Source organism: Streptomyces sp. NPDC029151, from assembly GCF_055564315.1.
Map to the genome: position 1 here is coordinate 503,939 of NZ_JBVHWQ010000002.1, position 19,909 is coordinate 523,847.

Sequence of the window (19,909 nt, forward strand, 5' to 3'; positions counted from 1 at the left end):
TCGTCTCCTGTCGTCCGGCTCAGTCGGCGATGGCCGTGGCGGGCCGGTGACCGGATGCCGCCTTCTCGATCTTCTCCCGGATCAGCTCCAGCTGGACCTTGGAGTTGCTGTTGATGTTGTCGGTCATCCAGTCGTCGTCGACGGGAGCGTCCGGCTTCATCGCGAAGTCCTGGGTCCAGACCATCCGGGTGCCGGCGGGGACCTCCTCGTACCGCCAGTGGATGTTCATGTGGGCGAAGGGCCCGGTCTCCACCCGGCGCGCCTTGACGGTACGGGTGGCGCGGTCCGGCTCGCGCTCGGAGACCCAGCTCCAGACGGTGCCGTTCTCGTCCGGGTGCATGGTGAGCCGGAAGGTCGTCTTCTCGCCCTCCCGCTTGAGGATCTCCACCGACGCGTACTCGCTGAACAGCTGCGGCCAGCGCTCCAGGTCGTTGGTCATGTCCCAGACCAGGTCCAGGGGGGCGGCGATGGTGATCTCGTTCTGGGTGTGTCCTGCCATGTCAGGCTCCTGCCATCAGGGTGCTGTTGACGAGGTTGAGGAACTGCTGGGGTGTCTTGCAGCGTTCCGCGTCGACCGGCATCGGGGTGCCGTGCGTGTTCTCCAGCTCGCCGACGATGCCGAGCAGGCCGAGCGAGTCGACGCCGAGGACGTCGAACCCGGTGTCCGGCTTCTCCTTGAGCTGCTCCGGGCTGACGGTGACCCCGGCGGCCTTCTTCATCAGCGCGGAGAGTTCTTCGACGGTGATCTCGGGCATGGTGCTTCCTCCTTCTCTGTGCTCACTGCCTTTTCTGTACTCACTGCGCGGTGCCGCGTCGCAGCACCAGCGCCGAGTTCGACCCCATGAGTCCACGGCTGAGGACCAGCGCCGTCCGCAGTTCGGCGGCGCGGGCCCGGCCGGTGACGAGGTCGAGGTCGTGGCAGACGTCGAACACGTTCGGCGTCGGCGGGATCAGTCCGTGCTCCATCGCGAGCACGGCCGCCGCGGTGTCCAGTACGGGGGCCGCGCAGTACCCCCGGCCGATCCCGGTCTTCGGCGCGGTGACCGGGACCCTGGTGCCGTGCTCGCCGAGGGCGTCGGCCAGGGCCAGCGCCTCGGCCCGGTCCGCCTCCGGGACGCCGAGGGCGTCGGCGAAGACGACGTCGATCTCCTCGGGAGCGCAGTCGGCCTCCCTCAGGGCCTGCCGGACGGCGTGGGCGAGACCGTCGCGGGACTCCGACCAGCGGGAGGCGCCGGTGAAGGTCGCCCCGTGGCCCGCCACGTAGGCCCGGATCCGGGCGCCGCGGGCCAGGGCGGTGCCCGCGGCCTCCACCACGAGCATCCCGCCGCCCTCGGCGGGGACGAACCCGCAGGCCCCGTCCGTGAACGGGCGGTACGCCCGGGACGGGTCCGTCTCGCGGCTCAGTTCCTCGTAGCCGAGCTGGCAGACCATCGAGTACGGCGCGAGCGGCGCCTCGGTGGAGCCGGCCACGATCACGTCGGTGCCGCGCCGTACCGCCCGGGCCGCGTGGGCGAGGGCGTCCAGGCCGCCGGCCTCGTCGGAGGCGACGACCGAGCAGGGTCCCTTGAAGCCGCGGCGGATGGACACCTGGCCGGTGCTCGCGGCGTAGAACCAGGCGATGGACTGGTACGGCCCGACGAACCGGCTGCCCTTGCCCCACAGCTGCTGCAGTTCGCGCTGGCCGAACTCACCGCCGCCGGATCCGGCCGCGGTGACCACACCGATGGAGTAGGGCGCGTCGGGCACGCTGGCCGGCCCGAGCCGGGCGTCGTCCAGCGCGAAGTCGGCCGCGGCCATGGCGTAGTGCGTGAACCGGTCGGTCTGGACGAGGAAGCGCTCCTCGATCGTCGCCGCCGGGTCGAAGGCGCGGACCTCACCGGCCACCTTGAGGGGAAGGTGCTCGCAGCCCTCGCGGGTGACCCGGTCGAGGACGCTGAGGCCCTCCTGGGTGGATTTCCAGAAGGTGCCGGTGGTGGTGCCGTTGGGCGCGACCACACCGATGCCGGTGATGGCCGCCTGCCGGTCCTGCGGTTCGCTCATCGTGTCCTCACTCCCTCGGCCGGGTCAGGATCACCGCGGACTGGAAGCCGCCGAACCCGCTGCCCACGGACAGCACGCTGGTCAGCTTCCGTTCGCGGGCGACGCGCGGGACGTAGTCCAGGTCGCACTCGGGGTCGGGGATCTCGTAGTTCGCGGTCGGCGGGACGACCTGCTTGGCGAGGGCCAGCACGCAGGCGACCAGCTCGATGGCGCCGATGGCCCCGAGCGAGTGCCCCACCATGGACTTGATGGAGCTCATCGGGGTGTCGTAGGCGTGGTGACCGAGCGCCCGCTTCACGGCCGCCGTCTCGTGGCGGTCGTTCTGCCGGGTGCCGGAGCCGTGCGCGTTGACGTAGTCGATCGCCGTGGGGTCGAGCCGCGCCTGGTGGAGGGCGGTGTCTATGGCCCGCGCCATCTCCAGCCCCTCCTTGGTCAGGCCGGTCATGTGGTAGGCGTTGCCGAAGGTGGCGTAGCCGCCGAGCTCGCAGTACACGTGGGCACCGCGGGCCCGGGCGTGCTCCAGTTCCTCCAGGACGAGCACCGCGCCGCCCTCGCCCATGACGAAGCCGTCACGGTTGTTGTCGAAGGGCCGGGAGGCGTGCGCGGGGTCGTCGTTGTTCGGGGACGTGGCCTTGATCGCGTCGAAGCAGGCCATGGTGATCGGGGAGATCGGGGAGTCCGACGCCCCCGCGATGCATATGTCGGCCCGGCCCTCCTGGACGGTGTGGAAGGCGTAGCCGACGGCGTCCAGTCCGGAGGTGCAGCCGGTGGAGACGGTCTGCACCGGACCCCGGGCGCCGAAGCGTTCCGCCACCGCGGAGGCCACGGTGCTCGGCGAGAACGCCCGGTGCAGTTGCGGCTCCGCCTCGGCGTGGTCGACGTCCCAGCGCTGCCCTCGGTGGCTGACGAGGACGTAGTCGTGCTCCAGCCGGGTGGTGCCGCCGACGGCGGTGCCCAGGGAGACGCCGACCCGCCAGGGGTCCTCCCGGGCGAGGTCGAGACCGGAGTCCTGGACGGCCTCCTCGCCGGCGACCAGGGCGAACTGTATGTACCGGTCCGCCCGCTCGACCTGCTCGGCGTCCAGGCCGTGGGCGGCGGGGTCGAAATCGCACTCGGCGGCGATCCGGGACCTCAGCCCGGTCGGGTCGAAGAACGTGATGCCCCGCGTCGCGGTACGGCCTTCGGCGAGCAGCTCCCAGAACGCCGGTACGCCGATCCCGCCGGGTGCGACGACGCCTATGCCGGTGACCGCCACGCGCCGGTTCATGAGCGGACCTGTTCCCGCTCGGCGGTGACGGGCGTCTCCTCCGTGTCGACGTGGCCGAGGGCCGGCCGGGGGGCCAGCGGGCCCAGGTGGAAGACGATCCGCGCCTCCACGTTGCCGACGTTGCGGAACCGGTGCCGCATGTTGATGGGGATCATCAGCCCCTGCTCGGGCCGCAGCGGGTGCGGCTCGCCGTCCAGGTCGACCTCCAGCTGGCCGCAGAGGACGTAGACGAACTCCTCGGAGTAGGGGTGGTAGTGCTCCCCGATGCGGTCACCGGGCTGCACGATGGCCACCCCCATGAAACCGCTGGTGGAGCCCACCGTCGCCGGGGTGAGCATGGCGCGCAGGTCGCCGCCGCGCCGGGTGTTGGGCTCGATCTCGCTGAGGTCGATGATCTTCGGAAGGGGTTTGATCACGGCGTTCCTCCGTTGGGTGTACTGGGCCGGCCGGGTCAGGCTTCGGGCGAGTGGCGGTCGGTGACGAGGTCCATGCCGACGGGCTCGCCGTCCAGCAGACCGTTCAGCGCGGCCTGCCGCCCGGGCTCCGGCAGCACGGCCCGGGCACCGGGGCCGGGGCGTACGTCGACCAGCCGTACGACGACGTCGTCACGCTGGAAGATCGTGCTGCGCAGAACCGGGCTGTCCGGGTCCTCCGCCGCCGCCTCGTCCTGCTGGGCGAGCAGTTCCGCCAGCCGCATCCCGTCGCCCGGGCGGGCCGGGTAGTACAGCGCCCTGCGCTCGCCCGCGGTGAGTTCGTCCGCGGTGACGTGGTGCACGGCCGGCAGCGCCGCCCGGGTGAAGAACACCCGCGCCGACTCCTGGTCGTTGAGGTCCCGCTCCTGTTCCAGGTACGGGTTGATGGCCTCCTCGACGGCCCGCACCTCCGGCTGCCGGGCGACGTGCCGCAGCGCCGCGAGCAGGTCGCCGCGCACCTCGATGGCCCGCACGACCCGGTTGCCGTGCATGAACAGCGAGGTCCGGCACAGCCGGGTGGTCTCGTCGACCTTCGCCCGCGGCGAGGCGTAGTCGGCGAGGATCCGCTTGACCTGCGCCTCGCTGCCCGGCTTGACCGTGAAGGTGAGCGCGTGCCGGATCACTCCGTCGCCGATCCGCGGCGACGTCTGGAGCCGGCGCCGCTCCCCGGAGGCGGCGGCCTCCTCGCCGCCGGTCTCCCGGACGATGTGGAAGCGCAGCGACCGGGTGTCCCGGACGCAGCTGTGCAGCGGCTCCACCATCCGGACGTGCTCCTCGCTGTTCACCCAGGTGAGGAACGGCGGGGCACTCTCCCACTCGCTGGTGATGAGCCATTGGGAGGGATTCTCGATCGACTGGCACAGCTGGTCGCTGACATGGCCGGGCACCTGCGCCACCTGGTTGCACAGCTGTTCGTAGGCCTCCAGGAACTGCTGCTGGGCGCCGTCGTGGACGTCCACGAGCAGGACGACCCGGAGACGGGAGCCGTCGAACACGGACTGGGAGACCCGTGTCGACACCTGACGCGTCGACGGGGCCGAAATCATTTCCGACGTGGTGGTGGTCATGCTGCGCATCTCCTTCACGGGGGCAGAGGCGAGCGCCGGCGGCCGATGACGCGACGTCAGCGCTTCTTGATCCTGTGCCGCTTCCCGCGGTGTGCGCGACTCGCGTGAACCACGTGGGTGATTGAGCACGCGAAACCCGTCCCACAGGGCACAGAAAGAGCAACGCGCCTCACATCCCGACCCTGCCTCTGGAGCCTCGATGCAGCAGAAAGCCGATCACCAGGTGCCCGTCCTCGTCGTGGGCGGCTCTCTGGTGGGCCTGTCCCTCTCCCTGTTCCTGGGCCGTCTCGGCGTACCGCACATGCTCGTCGAGCGGCACTCCGGGACCTCGATCCACCCGCGTGGCCGCGGCAACAACCTGCGGACGATGGAGCTGTACCGGGTGGCCGGCATCGAGCCGGACATCAAGGCGGCGGCCTCGCTCCTCGCGGACAACCACGGCATCCTCCAGACGCCGACCCTGGCCGGCGACGCCGGCGAGTGGCTGTTCAGAGAGATCGACCCGGGCGGCGGACTGGCGAGGTTCAGCCCCACGACCTGGTGCCTGTGCAGCCAGAACGATCTCGAACCGGTGCTGCTGAAGGGGGCCCGCGCGCTCGGCGGGGACCTGCGCTACTTCCACGAGATGGAGGGCTTCGAACAGGACCCCGAAGGGGTGACGGCGTTCGTCCGGGACCGGGACAGCGACTCGATGTACACCGTCCGCGCGGACTACCTGGTCGCGTGCGACGGCCCGCGCAGCCCCGTGCGGCGCCGGCTCGGCATCGGGCAGAGCGGCCCCGGGGACCTCTTCGCCAACGTGAGCGTCACCTTCCGGTCCAAGCTGCTGGCCGACACGGTCGGCGACCGGCACTTCATCTGCTGCTACCTCACCAACCCGGAGGCCGACGGCGCCCTGCTGCCCGTCGACAACAAGGAGCACTGGGTCTTCCACGCGCCCTGGCACCCGGAGCACGGCGAGACGCTGGAGGAGTTCACCGAGGAGCGGCTCCAGCGGCACATCCGGCTGGCCGTCGGCGTCCCCGACCTCGACATCGAGGTCACCGGCAAGGCGTCCTGGCGCGCCGCGGAACGCGTCGCCGAGCGGTACTCGGCCGGCCGGGTCCTGCTCGCCGGGGACTCCGCGCACGAGATGTCCCCGACCGGCGCCTTCGGCTCCAACACCGGCATCCAGGACGCGCACAACCTGGCCTGGAAGCTGGCCGCCGTCCTCGACGGCTGGGCCGGGCCGGACCTGCTGGACACCTACGACACCGAGCGCCGGCCCGTCGCCCTCGCCACCAGCGCCCGCGCCTCGGCCCGCTCGGTGGAGCACGCCCACCCCGGCTTCGCCCCCACGCCCGGCGTCGGCGGCGGCCCGCGCAGCGGCATCCTCCCGGTGGTCCTCGCCTACCGCTATCCGGAGGGCGCGGTCCTCGGCGCCGACCCGGCCCATCCGGTCGTACCCGACGGAGTACGGCTGACCGCGGACCCGGGCAGCCGGGCCCCGCACCTGTGGCTGCGCCGCGCGGGCGAGCGGCTGTCCACCGTGGACCTGTACGAGCGCTCCCTGGTGCTGCTCTGCGACGCGGGCTCGGCCGCCGGGCAGGCCTGGCACGCCGCCGCCCGGAGCGTCGCCGGCTCGGACGGCGTACGCCTGGAGGCGTACCGGATCGGCACCGGGCCGGACGCCGACCTGACCTACGACGGGGAGGGCCCCGGAGGCGGCACCGACTGGGCGGCCGCGCACGGGACGACGGCGGACGGGGCGGTGCTGGTGCGGCCGGACGGGTTCGTGGCGTGGCGGGCGGCGGGGGCCGCGGGGGACGCGGAGGGGGAGCTGCGGCAGGTGGTGGCGACGGTGCTGCGCAGAGGCTGAGCGCGCGGACGTGCGGGAGCCCGGCGACCGCCGGCCACCGGGCTCACGCGCTCGGGTCCGTACCCGGCTCAGATCCGTACTTCGACCGTCTTCGCCAGCCGGTCGTGCAGGCCGCGGCCGTCGCGGTCCCAGACCAGGGCGGGGAGGGCGAGGCACAGCAGGACCGTGCGCAGCAGGGCGCGCCCCGGATTGACCGTGCCGGTCTCCAGGGCCACGACGCGGATGCCGAAGAGGCGCTTGCCGGGGGTGAAGCCGACGGTGCCGACGGTCAGGGCGCTCAGGACGAAGAAGACGCCGAGCGCCCAGTTGCTCGTGGCGGGGCCGTAGCCGTGGGTGATCAGGCCGTATGCGATCAGCACGCACAGCGCCCAGTCCACGGCGAGTGCGCCGAGCCGCCTGCCGGGCCGTGCGACCGAGTTGGGTCCGTGCTCCGGGAGGCCGAGCTGCTCGCCCCGGTATCCGAAGTCCGCGCCCGCCTCTTCCATGGCCGCGCGGGGGCCGGAGAGCCACGATCCGATTGCCTGCCTGTTGTCCACCCGTCCACGGTACTGCGCCCGGTTTCGGGCACTACGCACAGGGGTGGGCCGGGGCTACCGTGGAGGGGTGGCTGGTTAACTTCTGCGAAACAAACGGGTCACGCCAGAGAAATCACCCGTCCCTAGGGTCGGGACCAGCGTGTGCCACCGCACTGGCCGCACGAACGATCTACCACCCCGGCGAGGACGGTCGGGAGTAGGAGGAGCTGGATGTTCCAGAACGCCGACGAGGCCAAGAAGTACATCGCGGACGAGGACGTCAAGTTCGTCGACGTCCGCTTCTGCGACCTGCCGGGTGTCATGCAGCACTTCACGTTGCCCGCGGAGGCGTTCGACCCCGACGACGAGCAGGCCTTCGACGGGTCGTCGATCCGTGGTTTCCAGGCCATCCACGAGTCGGACATGGCCCTGCGCCCCGACCTGTCCACCGCGCGCATCGACCCGTTCCGCCGCGACAAGACGCTCAACATCAACTTCTTCATCCACGACCCGATCACGGGCGAGCAGTACTCCCGTGACCCGCGCAACGTGGCGAAGAAGGCGGAGGCGTACCTGGCGTCGACCGGCATCGCCGACACCGCGTACTTCGGTCCCGAGGCCGAGTTCTACGTCTTCGACTCGGTCCGTTTCGCCACGGGCGCGAACGAGTCCTTCTACCACATCGACTCCGAGGCGGGTGCCTGGAACACCGGCGCCCTGGAGAACAACCGCGGGTACAAGGTCCGCTACAAGGGCGGTTACTTCCCGGTCCCGCCGGTCGACCACTTCGCCGACCTGCGCGCCGAGATCTCCCTGGAGCTGGACAAGCAGGGCCTGAAGGTCGAGCGCCAGCACCACGAGGTGGGCACCGCCGGCCAGGCGGAGATCAACTACAAGTTCAACACGCTGCTCGCGGCCGCCGACGACCTGCAGCTCTTCAAGTACATCGTGAAGAACGTCGCGTGGCGCAACGGCAAGACCGCGACCTTCATGCCGAAGCCGATCTTCGGTGACAACGGCTCGGGCATGCACGTGCACCAGTCGCTGTGGAGCAACGGCGACCCGCTGTTCTACGACGAGGCCGGCTACGCGGGCCTGTCGGACACCGCCCGCTACTACATCGGCGGCATCCTCAAGCACGCCCCGTCGCTGCTGGCCTTCACCAACCCGACGGTGAACTCCTACCACCGCCTGGTCCCGGGCTTCGAGGCGCCGATCAACCTGGTGTACTCGCAGCGCAACCGCTCCGCCGCGATGCGCATCCCGATCACGGGCTCCAACCCGAAGGCCAAGCGCGTCGAGTTCCGCGCGCCCGACTCCTCCGGCAACCCGTACCTCGCCTTCTCGGCGCTGCTCCTCGCGGGCCTGGACGGCATCAAGAACAAGATCGAGCCGGCCGAGCCGATCGACAAGGACCTGTACGAGCTGGCTCCCGAGGAGCACGCGAACGTCGCCCAGGTCCCGACCTCCCTCGGCGCCGTCCTCGACCGCCTCGAGGCCGACCACGAGTTCCTCCTCCAGGGCGACGTCTTCACGCCCGACCTGATCGAGACGTGGATCGACTACAAGCGCACGAACGAGATCGCCCCGCTCCAGCTGCGCCCGCACCCGCACGAGTTCGAGCTGTACTTCGACGTGTGACGGACGCTCCACAGCGCCGACGAAGGCCCCGCCGCTCCCCCGTGGGCGGCGGGGCTCTGTCGTTTCCGCATGTTCCCGACAACGCTACGATCCCTTCACACACCACACACGCGCTGGGGGACGGGCATTGGGCATCAACTGGGGAGCCGAGGACGACTTCGCACAGGCCCTGACACGCGAGGCGGACCGCGTCAGATCGGTACCGGGCCACGGCCTCAGTGACAGACAGGCGTACCACGTTGCCGCCGGCCGCGTCGTCGAGCGCCGCGTCCTGATCCTCTACCGGGCCGCCGTGGTGTTCTTCACGGCGCTCACCCTCTATGTCGGCGCCGAGACCTGGCACGAGTCGGGGAGCTTCGCGGACTCCCTCGCCCCGATGGCTCTCGTCATGCTCATCTCAACGCCGATCGCCTTCCGCCTGACGCTTCGCCACCGCTGGTCCGCCTTCGAGGTCGGCCCCCACGCCCGGGAGGTCGAGACCTCGCTGCGTCGCGCCCAGGCCGGCGTCCACCTCCTGACGTCCTCCGGCTACGTCGCCGCCGGCTGCCTGGTCTTCTCCATCGCCTGCACCGCGTGGGCGATCCCTACCGCCTAGAGACGCCGACCGGGCCCCGCCGCTCCCCCGTGGGCGGCGGGGCTCCGCCGTTTCCGCGTCCGGCTCGGGTCGTCTCAGCCCAGTGAGGAAGCCGAGGGGACGACCACGCCGTAGAGGTCCGTGACGGTGGCGAGGGCGCCGTGGTGGAGCTGGGCCGCGGGTACCTCGGTCAGCGGGGTCCGCAGGGGGCGGGTCGCGCAGGTGTCGGCGACCACGGTGGGGCGGTTGCCGCGCAGGAAGGCGCCCTGGGCGGTGAACAGGACGCACATGTGGGTCATGAAGCCGGCGATCACGACGTCCTGGTGGCCGGCGGCGTCCACGTGGTCGCCGAGGTCGGTGCCGTGGAACGCGTCGGGGGCGGTCTTGACGACGACGGGTTCGCCGTCGAGGGGGGCGACGCGGGGATGGATGCGGCCGATCTCGGTGCGGATGTCGTACGGGGTGCCCTCGCCGCCGTCGTGGATCACGTGGACGATCCGGGCGCCCTCGGTCCGGGCCCTGGCGAGCAGGCCGGCCGCGGCGTCCAGGGCGGCCTGCCAGCCGTCCAGCTCCATCACGCCGCGGGTGTAGGTGTTCTGGTAGTCGACCAGGATCAGCGTGGCGCCGGCGAGGGAGGCCGGGGTCTGGTCGAGGCCGTTCAGGTCGCGCAGGGTCGTGGTGGGCATGTCGGCCCCTTCTCGGGTGGTGGCGTGGGTACGGCGACCACGCTAGGAGCCGGCCCGGATGGCGGCAATGTCAGGTAACTTGCAGATCCGGACATCGACAGAGGGGTGCGGGGGACATGGACGGGGTCCGGCGGCTGGTAGTGATCATGTTGTTCGACGGCGTCGACCTGCTGGACGTCACCGGCCCGCCGGAGGTGTTCGCGCTGCTGCGGCGGGAGACCGGCGGCGGGAGCGGGTACGAGGTGATCCTGGCCGCCGAGACCCTGGAGCCCGTCACGACCGCCGCCGGGGTGCGGGTCCTGCCCGACCGCACCTTCGCGGAGGTGTCCGGGCGCGCCGTGGACACCCTGCTGGTGCCGGGCTCGGTCGAGGTCGACGGGGAGGGCCGGGTGCACGCGCTCGCCGATGCCGGCGTCGTCGGCCGGGTGCGGGCCCTCGCCGCCCGGAGCCGGCGCGTCGCCTCCGTCTGCGTGGGCGCCCACCTGCTGGCCGCCGCCGGGCTGCTGGACGGCAGGCGCGCCACCACCCACTGGTCGACCGCCCAGCAGCTCGCCGCCGACCACCCCTCGGTCGAGGTCGACGCCGACCCGATCTTCATCCGGGACGGCGGGGTGTGGACCGGCGCGGGCATCACCGCCTGTCTGGACCTGTCCCTCGCGCTCGTCGCCGAGGACTTCGGGGAGGCCGTCGCCCTGCGGGTCGCCCGCCAGCTGGTGATGTACCTGAAGCGGCCGGGCGGACAGAGCCAGTTCAGCGTCCCCGTCGAGCCCGTCTCGACCACCCCGCGCATGGCCGGGCTGCGCCACTTCGTCGCCGAGCACCTCGCCGGGCCGCTGACCATCGCCGACCTCGCCCGGCACGCCCACGTCAGCGAACGCCAGCTGACCCGCGTCTTCAAGACCGAACTCGGCATGACCCCGGCCGCCTACCTCGAGGCGGCCCGCGTCGAGGCGGCCCGGAACCGGCTGGAAACCACCGACGACACCCTGGACCGGGTCGCGTCCGCGTGTGGTTTCGGTACGACGGACACCCTGATCCGGGCCTTCCGCCGCAAGCTGGACACCACGCCCACCGCCTACCGGTCCCGTTTCCGCCGTTCCGGATGACGGGAGGACCTGCCGGCCGGCCCTGTGCAACCTTTCCCGCTTCTCAAACTTCCTATTGTCGGGGGATCATGCCCCCGGACTCTGCCGGACGAGAGAGGTTGAACGGGGATGCCCGAACAGGACGACTGGGACCGCGAGTTCGATCACACATGGGCGAACTCGGCCGAGCACAAGGAGCCCTCCGCCCGGGCTCGGATGCTCGCCGCCCGCTGGAAGGAGAACCCGCCGGAGCCGGCGCCCTTCCGTGCCGACCCGGACCCGGTGCCGCGCCGGTCCTCCTGGGTGTCGACGGCCGTGGTGCTCGGCTGCGTGGCCGTCGTCATCGTCCTCCTCGGCTACGCCCAGATGCGCTCGCCGTACTGACGCCCGGCGGCCCGGCGGCGGCCCTTTGCCGCCCCTGGGGCCGTTCCTGACCGCTCCATGGGAAGCGGCGGGTGCACACTGGACAGCGGGACGAGTGCCTGACTGCGGGGTGATGCACGATGCAGAGCCGCTTCCGGAGCGACCGGCGGCTGACCGTACGCATGGGTCTCACACTGTTCCTGCTCGGGCTGCTGTACGTGGGTTTTGTCGCCGCGCTGATCGTGCTGCTGAAGTCCTGGGTGCTGGTCGCCGTCCTGATCGGCGCGCTGTGCGTGGCGCAGTTCTGGTTCTCCGACCGCATCGCGATGTTCGCGATGCGCGGGCGGGTCGTGGAGCGGGCGGAGTACCCCGGGCTGCACGCCGTGGTCGACCGGCTGTGCGCCCTGGCCGACCTGCCCAAGCCGGTGGTGGCCGTGTCCGACATGGACATGCCGAACGCGTTCGCGACCGGGCGCAGCGCCGATCACGCGGTGGTGTGTGTGACCACGGGGCTGCTGCGCCGGCTGGAGCCCGCCGAGCTGGAGGGCGTGCTGGCGCACGAGCTGTCGCACGTGCGCCACAAGGACGTCGCCGTGATCACGATCGCGTCCTTCCTCGGCGTGGTCGCGGGTCTGGTCGTCCGGTTCGCGTTCTACTCCCAGGTCTTCAGCGGCGGCCGCCGGGACCAGAACACCGCCGCCGTGCTCGCCGCCGTACTGGGGGTGTCGGCGGCCGTGTACGCGATCAGCTTCCTGCTGATCCGGGCGCTGTCCCGGTACCGGGAGCTGGCGGCCGACCGCGCGGCGGCGCTGCTGACCGGCCGGCCCTCGGCGCTGGCGGCGGCCCTCACCAAGGTCTCCGGGGAGATCGCGAGGATCCCGACGAAGGATCTGCGGACGGCCCAGGCGTTCAACGCGTTCTACTTCACCCCGGCGACCGGCCGGGAGCCCGGCATCGAGCGGTTCTTCGCCACCCACCCGAGCCTGGAGCAGCGGCTCGCGCAGCTGGGCCGGATCTCGGCGGAGCTGGGCGAGGCCGCCACCCCCGGGGGCACGGACCCGGGCACCGGCACCCCGGGGAAGGCGGGCTGACCGGTGGGGCTGCTGGACATCCTGCTGGGCCGTACGAGGCCGGTCGCGCCCGATCTGGACCAGCTGTTCGCGCTGCCGTCGGCGGCCGTGACGCTTCAGGCGGCCACCGGTTTCACGCCCACCGGCAGCGGAGCGGTGTGCTTCGCCACGGTGGAGGGCGCGTCCTTCGAACAGGCGCACCGGGAGGTGCAGGCGCTGCTGGACGCGGACACCGACCGCACCGGGCCGCCGGTCGAACTGCGCCGGGACGGCTACGGCTACTCCTGGCTGGTGTCGCGGCGCTCCCCCGGCCAGGTGTCCGACCTGGTCAACGACCTGCACGCGGTGAACACCTCGCTGGAGGTCAACGGCTTCGGCCCGCAACTGCTGTGCTCCCTGGCCGGCTTCCGGGACGACGGCGGCCGGCGGCTGGCGCTCGTGTACCTGTACAAGCGCGGGACCTTCTACCCCTTCGCCCCGCTGCCCGGGGCCACGGAGCGGCGGGACACCGCGCTGGAACTGCACGTGCGGGCCACGCTCGCCGACGACCTGCGGATCGAGCCGGACCTGGAGCGCTGGTTCCCGGTGTGGGGCGCCCCCGGCCTGTGACGGCCGGTGACACCCCCCTTCACCTCGCGCCGGGCCGCTCACGACGGTAGCGGCGCTCCCACTTGGCCTGCCGGTCACGGCGCTCCCGGTACGCCCGGTAGCTGTCGGGCAGGGCGCCGGAGCCGGCGGGCGGGGACGCGGCCGGGCGTGTGCCGGGCGGGGCCGGGCTCGTGCCGGGCGAGCCGCGCCCGTGCGTCGCGTACAAATACAGCAGGGCGACGGCGGCGAGCCACCAGAGACGGTTTCCGATTCCGAGGATCACCAGGACGACGGTCCCGGTCGCGAGAATGCCACGCATGACGGACCTCCGTGGGGTGAGTCGGGGGTGGAAAGAGTGGAGTGCGGGTGTTTCGCCTCCGTTTGCCCAGCGTAGGGAGGGCGTGACCGCCGGTGCATCCCGTTTTCCGGCTGCGGCGACGGCCGTGAGTGAATGGCCCGCATGGACGAACCCACCGCTTTCAGCTACCGGTACGACGGCGAACGGCTCAGCGGAGTGAGCGCGGGCCCGCCCGGCCGGGCCACGGCGGTCCTGCTGCACGGCGCGGGCAACGGCAGCAAGGAGCGGCTGCTGCCGTTCGTCTCCGACTTCGCCGACCGGAGCTGCCACGCCCTGGCGTTCGACTTCTCCGGCCACGGCGAGAGCACGGACGCGCTCGCGGAGTCGAGCCTGCGCCGGCGGTTCGAGCAGGCGGTGGCGGTGCTCGACGCGCACGCACCGGCCGGCGATCCGCTGGTGCTGGTGGGCTTCAGCATGAGCGGGCAGACGGTGGCCGATCTGGTACGGCACTACGGGCGCCGGGTGGCGGCGGTGGGCCTGTGCGCGCCCGCCGTGTACACGCCCGAGGCCTGGGAGGTCCCGTTCGGCACCGACGGGGGCCGCTTCTCCGCACTGATCCGCACCCCGGACAGCTGGCGGCACTCCCCCGCCCTGGAGGCGTTCCGCTCGTACGCGGGCCGGGCGGTGCTGGCCGTACCGGGCACCGACACGATCATCCCACCGGCGGCGACGGCGGCCGTCCAGGAGGCGCTGTCGGCCGGCAGCCGGTTCACCCGCTTCGACATCCCCGAGGCGGACCACTTCCTGGGCATGTGGTTCCGCGACCACGCCGAGGACCGGAAGGCGTTCGTGACGGCCCTGCTGGACGAGCCCCGGCGGGGCCCGGTCGTCAGCGGCATCGGCGACCATGGTCGGCACGGGACCGTGAACCCGGGGGGGCGGGCATGACGGGAGGACGGCGGCACATCGGCACGGCGGAGCGGCGGGCGCGACTGGCCCTGCGGCACCGCCTCGCCGGTGCGGCACGGGCCGCGACCCCCGAGCAGGTCGCGGACTCCCTGGTGGCCCTGCACGGCACCGACCCGGCGACGGTGTACCTGGCGGTGGCCGCCCGGCTGGCCGACCCCGCGAAGGCGGTCGCGGAGACGGAGCGGGCGCTGTACGAGGACCGCACGCTGGTGCGGATGCACGGCATGCGGCACACGGTGTTCGTGTTCCCGGCCGAGCTGACGGCCGTCGTCCACGCCTCGACGGGTCTGGCGGTGGCCGCCCGTGAGCGGGCGAGCCTGCTGCGGGCCATGGCGGCCGCCGGTGCCCCGGACGCGGCCTGGCTGGCGGAGGTCGAGGAGGCCACGCTGGCCGCGCTGGTCCGGCGCGGCCAAGCCACGGCGGCGGAACTGGCGGCGGACGAGCCGCGCCTGCGCGAGCAGTTCGTCTACGCGGCCGGGAAGAGCTACGAGGGCGTCCACACGGTGTCGACCCGTCTGCTGCGGGTGCTGGGCGTGGAGGGCAAGGTGGTCCGGGGCCGGCCGCTCGGCTCCTGGACGTCCGGTCGGTTCCGCTGGGCGCCGGCGCCGCCCCATCCCGAGCTGGATGTGGCCGAGGCCCAGGCCGGCCTGCTGCTCCGCTGGCTGCGGGCGTGTGGGCCGGCGACCGAGGCGGACCTGAAGTGGTGGACCGGGTGGAGGATCACCGAGGTCCGCCGCGCACTGGCCGCGATCGACGCCGAGGAGGTCGCGCTGGACGAGGGCACGGGGTACGTCGCCAACGGCGACACGGCCCCGAGCGCGGCCCCGGAGAGGCCGTGGGCGGCGCTGTTGCCCGCCCTCGACCCGACGGCCATGGGCTGGCAGCAGCGCGACTGGTATCTGGCCCCCGCGCTGCGTCCCCTGCTCTTCGACCGCAGTGGGAACGTGGGCCCGACGGTGTGGTGGAACGGCCGGGTGGTGGGCGGCTGGGCGCAGCGCGCGGACGGCGAGATCGTGTGGCGGATCCCCGAGGCGGGCGTCCGCCGGGAGGCCGCGGGCGCGGTCGAGGCGGAGGCGGGGCGGCTTGGGGACCGGCTGGGCGCCACCCGGGTCACCCCGCGCTTCCGTACACCGCTGGAGCGGGAGCTGACAGCATGACAGCCGGGTGCCGGATGCCTCGCACCCGCGCGGGGCACCCGGCGCCGCGCGCGGTTCAGCGCGAGTAGCGCATCAGCGCCCGGACCATGCGGCACGTGGTGTCGGACGGGGAACGCATGCCGATCCGCTCGGCCGTGCCACGGATCGTCTCGTTCCGGGCCTGGTCCGGCAGGTAGATCCCGGAGTCGAGCAGGGCTATGGCGAGGCGCATGGCCTTCAGGCGGCGGTTGTGCATGACGTACCACTCGCGCGGCCGTCCGGCCGGCAGCGGTCGCTTCGCCACGGGCTCGTAGGGCGAGTCGAACAGCACGGAACGCTTGGCGGTGGACTGGGTCGGCAACGGCTTCGGCTTCAGGGCGGCAGCGGGCACAGGCATCCTCCTGTCGCGGTCAGGCAGTCGCCGGGGTCCCGGCGGCTCCCTCGAACACTGCTCCCAGTCTACCGGCGGGCACTGACAATCAGGGGTGTCCGGAAGGAGGCAAAGCCGCTGGTGAGCACCGGAATTGGCGGGCTGTCACGGGCGGTGGAGGTGAGGCGGGCGAGGTGTCGCGAATTCGAACAGGAGCCGATGCCGAGTACCGTGTCCGGCATGGAGATCTGGATCAACCCCGCGTGCTCGAAGTGCCGTAGCGCGCTCAGCCTGCTGGATGCCGAGAAGGCCGACTACACCGTCCGCCGCTACCTGGAGGACGTACCGAGCGAGGACGAGATCAGGGCCGTGCTGGAGCGGCTGGGCCTGGAGCCGTGGGACATCACCCGCACCCAGGAGGCGGACGCGAAGGAGCTGGGGCTCAAGGAGTGGCCGCGGGACGCGGACGCCCGGGACCGGTGGATCACCGCGCTCGCCGAGCATCCCAAGCTCATCCAGCGCCCGATCATCACCGCGGACGACGGAACGGCGCTGGTGGCCCGCACCGAGGAGGCCGTACGGGAGGCCCTCACCCACAGCAAGAGCTGAACGCGGCTCAATGTCTTTGTGACGCAGGTTACTTCAGCGACTCCGGCGACCACTGAGCAACCCCGTTCGGTATCTCGTACATAGCGGCGTACGCTCCCCTACCTCTTCAGGAGGCGCGCATGTCGCGCAGGAGAACTCTCGGTACGAAGAAGAAGATCGCGCTGCTCGTCAGTGCCGCGGCGGTGGCGGGCGGCGGGGCCTTCGCGCTGGCGTCCACCTCGAACGCCGCACAGAGCCCGCACGACGCCAAGACGCTGTCGGCCGGGAACTCGACGGCGTGCCAGGGGCTGGCCACGGCCCTCGGCAACAACGAGAAGTTCATCGCGGACCAGAAGGCGAAACCGGACGCCCAGTCGGCGGCCCGGATCGCCAACCGCGAGAAGGTCATCGAACAGATCAAGGTCCAGCAGAAGGCCGCGGGCTGCACTGTTGGGGAGTCGGCTCAGGACTCCCAGGCGGGGCAGGGCGGCAACGCCGGGCAGGGCGCGGCGCAGCAGGGCAACGGTCAGCAGGGCGCGGGGCAGCAGGGTCAGCAGGCCGGGGGCGCGCAGCAGGGTGCCGGGCAGCAGGCCGGTGGCGCCCAGCAGGGCAGCGGACAGCAGGCCGGAGGTGCTCAGCAGGCCGCCGGTGAGCAGGTCTGCAAGGGGTCGACCGTGACCCTCTCGGGCGAGGGCGGCGCCCCGGCGGCGTCCAGCAACCAGTTCCCGGCGGGGACGACCCTGAAGGTCACCAACCTGGACAACAACAAGTCCACGACGGTGAAGGTGACGTCCGTCTCCGGCAGCTGCGTCCTGCTCAACAACGCGGCCTTCGAGCAGGTCCGGGAGCCCGGGAAGTTCCTCATCCGCCGGGCTGTGATCGAGAAGGTGGGGTGAGGTCCGGCCGGCGACCGCGACGGGGGTGGCGGTCGCCGGCTGTCCCATACCGCAGCACCGCTCGCCTCACCATGTGAGACGCGGCACAGAAGGGCCAGGTAACACGGGGTTCACATACGAGCAATGGACGGGAAACGGCCCGTTGACAGGCTGCCCGGCAGATCGAGCGGCGCACCGGTGCCGCAGCGCCGCAGCACCCGCGACGAGTGAGCCCGCCCCACCCCCGAAGGAAGTGGCCCCGTGACCTTCAAGGCCGAGTACATCTGGATCGACGGCACCTCGCCGACGGCCAAGCTGCGTTCCAAGACGAAGATCATCACGGGCGCCCCGGCCGGCCTCGACGCGCTGCCCGTCTGGGGCTTCGACGGCTCCTCCACCAACCAGGCCGAGGGCCACTCCTCGGACCGCGTGCTCAAGCCGGTCTTCACCTGCCCGGACCCCATCCGCGGCGGCGACGACATCCTCGTGCTGTGCGAGGTGCTCGACATCGACATGACCCCGCACCGGTCCAACACCCGTGCCGCGCTGGCCGAGGTCGCCGAGCGGTTCGCCGCGCAGGAGCCGATCTTCGGCATCGAGCAGGAGTACACCTTCTTCGAGGGCTCCCGTCCGCTGGGCTTCCCCGAGAACGGCTTCCCGGCCCCGCAGGGCGGCTACTACTGCGGCGTCGGCGCCGACGAGATCTTCGGCCGTGACGTCGTCGAGGCCCACCTGGACAACTGCCTGAAGGCCGGCCTCGGCATCTCCGGCATCAACGCCGAGGTCATGCCCGGCCAGTGGGAGTTCCAGGTCGGCCCGCTCGCCCCGCTGGAGGTCTCCGACCAGCTGTGGGTGGCCCGCTGGCTGCTGTACCGCACTGCCGAGGACTTCGGCATCTCCGCGACCCTGGACCCCAAGCCGGTCAAGGGCGACTGGAACGGCGCGGGCGCGCACACCAACTTCTCCACCAAGGCGATGCGCGAGGGCTATGCCGCCATCATCACCGCCTGCGAGTCCCTCGGTGAGGGCTCCAAGCCGCTGGACCACGTCAAGAACTACGGCGCCGGCATCGACGAGCGTCTGACGGGCCTGCACGAGACCGCCCCCTGGGACAAGTACACCTACGGCGTCTCCGACCGCGGCGCCTCGGTCCGCATCCCGTGGCAGGTCGAGAAGGACGGCAAGGGGTACATCGAGGACCGCCGCCCGAACGCCAACGTCGACCCGTACGTGGTGACCCGCCTGCTGGTGGACACCTGCTGCTCCGCCCTGGAGAAGGCCGGCCAGGTCTGATCCGCCCTGCTCCACCGAGGGGCGCCCGCCGTCACGGCGGGCGCCCCTCGCGCGCATCATGGCCCCGCCGGCACCCCGCCGTTGTCCGAGGAGCGAGACGGAGATCCAGTCACGGACGGGCCACGGCAGGCCGCTGACCAGGGCCGGGAGCCGGGGTCGCGGGTGGACGCGACGTCAGTTTTCGGCCATGGAAGCGTCCAAGCAGTGAGAGGAGGCTCCTGCCCGGCGCGCGCCTCTGCTTCAATGGGCTCATGGCCGGCTTCCAGAAGATCACAGCGACGGGTCGTCACGACCTCGAGCCGTTCTGGCCTTCCCGTCAGCACCACGACTTCGACCGTGTGTGTTGCCGCGCGACGAACGCGCGGGCCCTCTAAAGCCGTACACCCCCGGCCTTCGGCCAGCGCGGAACGACGTACGTCCTCCGGCGCGCCCGACCACGAATCGCGGCCGCCGCTCCTCCCGACGAACTCCTCGCGCGAAAGAGCTGACCTGCCATGGCGACCTCTCGTACCCTCTCCACCGCCACCCTGGCCACCCCCGTCCCGAACGGCGCCCGGCACCGGCTGCGCGCCGTCGACCGGGACGAGGACTGGGGTCTCCCCTCCTCGGACGAAGCCGAGAGCCCGGGGAACGGCGTCACCGCTCTGCTGCCGCCGGGCGCCACCTGGCTGCCCGCCCCGCAGCACACCCTGCCCGCCCTGCCGGGCCGGCCTCCGATGGTCGGCTACCTGGTGCTGGTCCCGGCCGGCGAGCGGCCCCCGTTCCTGCCGGCCGCGGTCCCGGACCAGCCCGGCAGCGGGGCGGACGCCGGCTCGGACCCGCTGGTGCGGATCGACTCCGGGCAGCGCACCGCCAGCGTCGACGGCCGTGAACTCGACCTCACCTACCTGGAGTTCGAGCTGCTCGCCCACCTGGTGGCGCACCCGCACCGGGTGCACACCCGCGACCAGCTCGTCTCCACGGTGTGGGGGTACGGCCATGTCGGCGACGGCCGTACCGTCGACGTGCACATCGCCCGGCTGCGCCGCAAGCTGGGCGCCGAGCACCGGCAGACGATCCAGACGGTGCGCCGGGTCGGCTACAAGTACACCCCTCCGGCCGGCCGCTGACCGTTCTGCCCTCGGCAGAGTCCCGCCCCACCGCCTGCCCGGAC

The 19,909-nt window shown here is 72.0% G+C and carries 23 protein-coding genes; 13 read left to right on the plus strand and 10 right to left on the minus strand.

The genetic code is table 11. The annotated features are described in order from the left end of the window. Positions 1-19: 19 nt before the first annotated feature. Genes ACZ4VF_RS10020 through ACZ4VF_RS10045 form a run of 6 tightly spaced genes read right to left on the minus strand, consistent with a single transcriptional unit; the run spans position 20 to position 4,856 of the window. The gene (locus tag ACZ4VF_RS10020) at positions 20-499 is read right to left on the minus strand and encodes an SRPBCC family protein (RefSeq protein WP_467924554.1); all 480 of its coding nucleotides are present in this window, start codon (positions 497-499) and stop codon (positions 20-22) included. 1 nt (position 500) lies between these two features. Then, positions 501-755 carry an acyl carrier protein gene (locus ACZ4VF_RS10025; RefSeq protein ID WP_467924556.1) on the minus strand — a complete coding sequence of 85 codons (255 nt, stop codon included), beginning with the start codon at positions 753-755 and terminating at the stop codon, positions 501-503. Positions 756-795: 40 nt separating this feature from the next. Next, positions 796-2,040: a beta-ketoacyl synthase N-terminal-like domain-containing protein gene (locus tag ACZ4VF_RS10030; RefSeq protein ID WP_467924557.1), complete on the minus strand. Its 1,245-nt coding sequence runs from the start codon at positions 2,038-2,040 to the stop codon at positions 796-798. Between the two features lie 7 nt (positions 2,041-2,047). Further along, positions 2,048-3,307, minus strand: coding sequence for a beta-ketoacyl-[acyl-carrier-protein] synthase family protein (locus tag ACZ4VF_RS10035; protein WP_467924559.1), 1,260 nt, complete (start codon positions 3,305-3,307; stop codon positions 2,048-2,050). Continuing rightward, the gene (locus ACZ4VF_RS10040; protein ID WP_467925596.1) at positions 3,304-3,699 is read right to left on the minus strand and encodes a cupin domain-containing protein; all 396 of its coding nucleotides are present in this window, start codon (positions 3,697-3,699) and stop codon (positions 3,304-3,306) included. Before ACZ4VF_RS10040 ends, ACZ4VF_RS10035 begins: the two co-directional genes overlap by 4 nt. Before the next feature lie 59 nt (positions 3,700-3,758). Continuing rightward, on the minus strand, positions 3,759-4,856 hold the full coding sequence (locus ACZ4VF_RS10045) for a SchA/CurD-like domain-containing protein (RefSeq protein WP_467924561.1): 1,098 nt from the start codon (positions 4,854-4,856) through the stop codon (positions 3,759-3,761). A 190-nt stretch (positions 4,857-5,046) separates the two neighbouring features. On the opposite strand from ACZ4VF_RS10045, the gene ACZ4VF_RS10050 reads away from it, so the two are divergent. Further along, entirely contained in the window at positions 5,047-6,705 is a 1,659-nt protein-coding gene (locus ACZ4VF_RS10050) for an FAD-dependent oxidoreductase (protein ID WP_467924563.1), read from the plus strand. 68 nt (positions 6,706-6,773) lie between these two features. On the opposite strand, the gene ACZ4VF_RS10055 is transcribed toward ACZ4VF_RS10050, so the two are convergent. Beyond that, positions 6,774-7,241: an RDD family protein gene (locus tag ACZ4VF_RS10055; protein ID WP_467924565.1), complete on the minus strand. Its 468-nt coding sequence runs from the start codon at positions 7,239-7,241 to the stop codon at positions 6,774-6,776. Positions 7,242-7,451: 210 nt separating this feature from the next. Here ACZ4VF_RS10055 and glnA point away from each other — a divergent pair, with 210 nt between their 5' ends. Beyond that, positions 7,452-8,861, plus strand: coding sequence for a type I glutamate--ammonia ligase (gene glnA, locus ACZ4VF_RS10060; protein ID WP_467924567.1), 1,410 nt, complete (start codon positions 7,452-7,454; stop codon positions 8,859-8,861). A 127-nt stretch (positions 8,862-8,988) separates the two neighbouring features. Beyond that, the gene (locus ACZ4VF_RS10065) at positions 8,989-9,456 is read left to right on the plus strand and encodes a hypothetical protein (RefSeq protein WP_467924569.1); all 468 of its coding nucleotides are present in this window, start codon (positions 8,989-8,991) and stop codon (positions 9,454-9,456) included. A gap of 74 nt (positions 9,457-9,530) precedes the next feature. On the opposite strand, the gene ACZ4VF_RS10070 is transcribed toward ACZ4VF_RS10065, so the two are convergent. Continuing rightward, positions 9,531-10,121, minus strand: coding sequence for a cysteine hydrolase family protein (locus tag ACZ4VF_RS10070; protein ID WP_467924571.1), 591 nt, complete (start codon positions 10,119-10,121; stop codon positions 9,531-9,533). A gap of 116 nt (positions 10,122-10,237) precedes the next feature. On the opposite strand from ACZ4VF_RS10070, the gene ACZ4VF_RS10075 reads away from it, so the two are divergent. The 4 genes from ACZ4VF_RS10075 (at position 10,238) to pspAB (ending at position 13,248) form a co-directional block, all read left to right on the plus strand. Continuing rightward, positions 10,238-11,227 carry a GlxA family transcriptional regulator gene (locus ACZ4VF_RS10075; RefSeq protein ID WP_467924573.1) on the plus strand — a complete coding sequence of 330 codons (990 nt, stop codon included), beginning with the start codon at positions 10,238-10,240 and terminating at the stop codon, positions 11,225-11,227. Positions 11,228-11,335: 108 nt separating this feature from the next. Beyond that, positions 11,336-11,590, plus strand: coding sequence for an SCO2583/SCO2584 N-terminal domain-containing protein (locus ACZ4VF_RS10080; protein ID WP_467924575.1), 255 nt, complete (start codon positions 11,336-11,338; stop codon positions 11,588-11,590). 119 nt (positions 11,591-11,709) lie between these two features. Then, entirely contained in the window at positions 11,710-12,660 is a 951-nt protein-coding gene (htpX, locus tag ACZ4VF_RS10085) for a zinc metalloprotease HtpX (protein ID WP_467924577.1), read from the plus strand. 3 nt (positions 12,661-12,663) lie between these two features. Next, positions 12,664-13,248 (plus strand): PspA-associated protein PspAB, encoded by a 585-nt coding sequence (gene pspAB, locus ACZ4VF_RS10090; protein ID WP_467924578.1) that lies wholly within the window; start codon positions 12,664-12,666, stop codon positions 13,246-13,248. Positions 13,249-13,267: 19 nt separating this feature from the next. Here the strand turns inward: pspAB and ACZ4VF_RS10095 are convergent, their stop codons facing one another. Further along, a complete protein-coding gene (locus ACZ4VF_RS10095) occupies positions 13,268-13,546 on the minus strand; it encodes a hypothetical protein (RefSeq protein ID WP_467924579.1) in 279 nt (92 codons plus the stop codon). A 141-nt stretch (positions 13,547-13,687) separates the two neighbouring features. On the opposite strand from ACZ4VF_RS10095, the gene ACZ4VF_RS10100 reads away from it, so the two are divergent. Then, positions 13,688-14,473, plus strand: a complete 786-nt coding sequence (locus ACZ4VF_RS10100) for an alpha/beta fold hydrolase (protein WP_467924581.1) — start codon at positions 13,688-13,690, stop codon at positions 14,471-14,473. Beyond that, a complete protein-coding gene (locus tag ACZ4VF_RS10105; protein WP_467924583.1) occupies positions 14,470-15,651 on the plus strand; it encodes a winged helix DNA-binding domain-containing protein in 1,182 nt (393 codons plus the stop codon). Before ACZ4VF_RS10100 ends, ACZ4VF_RS10105 begins: the two co-directional genes overlap by 4 nt. Before the next feature lie 55 nt (positions 15,652-15,706). On the opposite strand, the gene ACZ4VF_RS10110 is transcribed toward ACZ4VF_RS10105, so the two are convergent. Next, positions 15,707-16,021, minus strand: coding sequence for a hypothetical protein (locus tag ACZ4VF_RS10110; RefSeq protein ID WP_467924585.1), 315 nt, complete (start codon positions 16,019-16,021; stop codon positions 15,707-15,709). A gap of 219 nt (positions 16,022-16,240) precedes the next feature. Here ACZ4VF_RS10110 and ACZ4VF_RS10115 point away from each other — a divergent pair, with 219 nt between their 5' ends. The 4 genes from ACZ4VF_RS10115 to ACZ4VF_RS10130 all read left to right on the plus strand — a co-directional run bounded on the left by ACZ4VF_RS10115 (position 16,241) and on the right by ACZ4VF_RS10130 (position 19,865). Then, on the plus strand, positions 16,241-16,609 hold the full coding sequence (locus ACZ4VF_RS10115; protein ID WP_467925598.1) for an arsenate reductase family protein: 369 nt from the start codon (positions 16,241-16,243) through the stop codon (positions 16,607-16,609). Positions 16,610-16,728: 119 nt separating this feature from the next. Beyond that, positions 16,729-17,484 carry a hypothetical protein gene (locus tag ACZ4VF_RS10120; RefSeq protein WP_467924587.1) on the plus strand — a complete coding sequence of 252 codons (756 nt, stop codon included), beginning with the start codon at positions 16,729-16,731 and terminating at the stop codon, positions 17,482-17,484. Positions 17,485-17,724: 240 nt separating this feature from the next. Next, entirely contained in the window at positions 17,725-18,756 is a 1,032-nt protein-coding gene (gene glnII / locus ACZ4VF_RS10125) for a glutamine synthetase (protein ID WP_467924589.1), read from the plus strand. A 494-nt stretch (positions 18,757-19,250) separates the two neighbouring features. Continuing rightward, complete coding sequence (locus ACZ4VF_RS10130) at positions 19,251-19,865, plus strand: winged helix-turn-helix domain-containing protein (protein WP_467924591.1); 615 nt, start codon at positions 19,251-19,253, stop codon at positions 19,863-19,865. The last annotated feature ends 44 nt before the right edge of the window (positions 19,866-19,909 follow it).